The sequence below is a fragment of the Salinivibrio sp. PR919 genome, assembly GCF_001995355.1.
Taxonomy (GTDB): domain Bacteria; phylum Pseudomonadota; class Gammaproteobacteria; order Enterobacterales; family Vibrionaceae; genus Salinivibrio; species Salinivibrio proteolyticus.
The window spans coordinates 1-1,194 of record NZ_MUFL01000173.1; the positions used below are offsets into that span (position 1 = coordinate 1).

Annotated in this window: 1 pseudogene; it reads left to right on the top strand. The window is 47.6% G+C overall.

Annotated features, from left to right (window positions below):
- Positions 1–233: 233 nt before the first annotated feature.
- Positions 234–1,127, top strand: a pseudogene (locus BZG83_RS16450) (ISAs1 family transposase); the annotation flags it as partial.
- Positions 1,128–1,194 lie beyond the last annotated feature (67 nt).

Below are 1,194 nucleotides of genomic sequence, written 5' to 3' on the forward strand. Positions count from 1 at the left end.
CATGTAAGCAATTGTTACACGGCCTAGTAAAAATACTCAGATATTTACCCCCGCATCGTGAACTTAAACTATTTAAATCACGAACCTTAAGTACATCCCCCATCCACTCATCTACCTCACCTTCCACCCAGGGCGAGATCGCGAACGTTTTTTGACCAAAAAAGGATCGGTTTGACGATCACCTCTGGCTGTGATCATATAGGCCGATTCTAAAATAGTTCGGGATAGATACCGTGGATATCGATACATTTAAAGACTACTTCAGTGCCGTTGATGATAACCGCCAGAGTGCCAAGATAACCTACCCACTTTTTGACCTGCTCTTTGCTTCATTGTGCGCTGTTATTGCGGGTTCCAAAGGATGGTACGATATTCGGGAATACATCCTAGGCCACCATGATTGGTTTAAGCASAACGGCATGTTTAAAGACGGTATTCCTGCCGACGATACTATCGCACGTGCCATCTCCACGATTGAACCGAGCGCCTTTCAAGCTTGCTTTATCGATTGGATGAAAGCCGTCCATCAAATGACGGATGGCCAGGTGGTCGCGATCGACGGCAAAACCCTAAAGGGCTCTTACAACCGTGAAGATAGAAGCAGTACGATCCACATGGTTAGTGCGTATGCCAGTGAAAATCATCTGGTGCTCGGTCAGCTCAAAACAGACGAAAAAAGCAATGAAATCAGTGCTATTCCCGAGTTAATCCGTCTGCTCGACTTACGTGGTGCGCTAGTCACCATCGATGCCATGGCCTGCCAAACGACGATTGCCAAGACGATTCTTGAGCAGGGTGGTGATTACTTATTAGCGGTGAAACAAAATCAAGGCAAGTTAGCGAACGCGATCACCGCGGCATTCAGTGAGCAGCGCCGAACCTTCAATGACGATGTTGTGTTTGAATATGGCCACGGTCGTACTGAGTCGCGCCAGTGCTATGTAATTGATAAAGAATGCTTATCCGGCGACTTTACTCGTTGGCCATCACTACAAAGCCTTGTCATGGTTGAGTCTTTGCGTGTTGAAAAAGGGCGTCCGATGTCGCTGGAGTATCGCTACTATATCAGCTCAAAATCACTGACTGCCGATGAAGCAAGCCGTGCTATCCGCTCGCATTGGCGGATAGCACGGCTTGCTTCATCGGCAGTCAGTGATTTTGAGCTGATATAGTAGCGATACTCCAGCGACATCG